This window comes from Pseudonocardia sp. SID8383 (genome assembly GCF_009864975.1).
Classification (GTDB): domain Bacteria; phylum Actinomycetota; class Actinomycetes; order Mycobacteriales; family Pseudonocardiaceae; genus Pseudonocardia; species Pseudonocardia alni.
In genome coordinates, this window is the sequence record NZ_WWFY01000428.1 from 1 (window position 1) to 1,583 (window position 1,583).

1 protein-coding gene and 1 pseudogene are annotated in these 1,583 nt (G+C 77.5%); both read right to left on the bottom strand.

Annotated elements, in window-relative coordinates; translation table 11 throughout:
* Positions 1 to 123: 123 nt before the first annotated feature.
* Positions 124 to 927, bottom strand: coding sequence for a purine-nucleoside phosphorylase (locus GTW08_RS10635; RefSeq protein ID WP_073576387.1), 804 nt, complete (start codon positions 925 to 927; stop codon positions 124 to 126).
* A 37-nt stretch (positions 928 to 964) separates the two neighbouring features.
* Positions 965 to 1,583: pseudogene (locus tag GTW08_RS10640) on the bottom strand (hypothetical protein); the annotation flags it as partial.

Here is a 1,583-nt window from a genome sequence, read left to right on the forward strand (position 1 = left end):
CGGCACCGTCGCCGCCGGCCATCGCGGTGGCCAGCACGCGCTGCAGCTCGGCCCGGGTGCCCGGGTCGGGGTCGTCGGCGATCCAGCGCAGCGCCGCGTCGCGCAGCGGCCCCGGCAGCACCATCAGATGCGGCCGACGAGGTCGCGCAGCAGCGAGCCCATCCGGGTCGCCGCCGCGGCGCCGGCGTCGAGGACCTCCTGGTGGTTCAGCGGCTGCCCGGACAGACCCGCGGCCAGGTTGGTGACCAGCGAGATGCCGGCGACCTCCAGTCCGGCGGCGCGGGCGGCGATCGTCTCGGCGACGGTGGACATCCCGACCAGGTCCGCGCCCAGCGTGCGCAGCATCCGGATCTCGGCCGGGGTCTCGAAGTGCGGACCGGGCAGCCCGGCGTAGACGCCGTCGACCAGCGACGGGTCCAGCTCGCGGGCGGCGGCGCGCAGCCGGGGGGAGTAGGCGTCGGTGAGGTCGACGAAATGCGCGCCGTGCAGCGGCGAGCGCGCCAGCAGGTTGAGGTGGTCGGAGATCAGCACCGGCTGCCCGACCGACAGGCCCTCGGTGATGCCGCCCGCCGCGTTGGTCAGCACGACCGTGCGGACACCGGCCGCCGCGGCGGTGCGGACGCCGTGCACGACCGGGTCCATCCCGTGGCCCTCGTAGAGGTGGGTGCGCCCGAGCAGGACCAGCACCCGGGTGTCGCCGATGCGCAGCGAGCGGGCGGTGCCGCCGTGGCCGACCGCGGACGGCGCGACGAACCCGGGCAACTCGGCCATCGGGACCTCGGTGTCCGGGGTGCCGAGGACGTCGGCGGCCGGACGCCAGCCGGAGCCCAGGACCACCGCCACGTCGTGGGTGTCGGTGCCGGTGCGGCGGGCGAGCTCGGCGGCGGCGGCGTGGGCGCGAGCGGTGGGGTCGGCGGTGTCGGCCATGCGCGCCAGCCTAGGGGCCGCCGGCGCCGTGGCCGGCTCAGCCCGGGGTGGCGCGGAAGCCCGAGCCGATGGCGTCGAACAGGCCCGCGACGGCGTCCTCGGCGCGGCCGGCGGGGGAGGTCAGCTGCAGTACCCAGACCCCGTCGAGCTGGTCGCGGCCGGGAATGATGCGCATCAGCGTGCTGCGCTGCGCGCTGCCGCTGCCGGTGGTGAGCGCGACCTGGCTGGAGCCGTCGGGCAGCTGCTCGACCGGCCCGGCCTCGACCGGGTCGACGCCCAGCGCCTCGGGGGTGAGGGCGTCGGTGACGGCCCGGACCGAGGTCGCCGCCCGGACCGAGAGCTCCTGACGGCCGTCCGGGCTGACGAAGCGGACGACGACCGAGCCGTCGGGGGCGGGCGAGCGGAACTGCGTCCAGCCGTCGGGCACCGGCACGGTGAAGCCGAGCGGGTCCGGGTAGGTGGTGCGCAGCGACCGGTCGGTGGCGACGGTGACCGTCGACAGCGGTTCCTGCCCGGCCAGCGCGCGGACCCCGGCGAACCCAGCGAGCGCGCCGAGCAGCACGATCAGGGCGCCGCTGAGCACCAGCGGGACGGCGCCGAGCACGGTGGTCGGGCCGGCCGCCGCGGTACGGGCGGGCGCCGCCCCCCGCGACGAC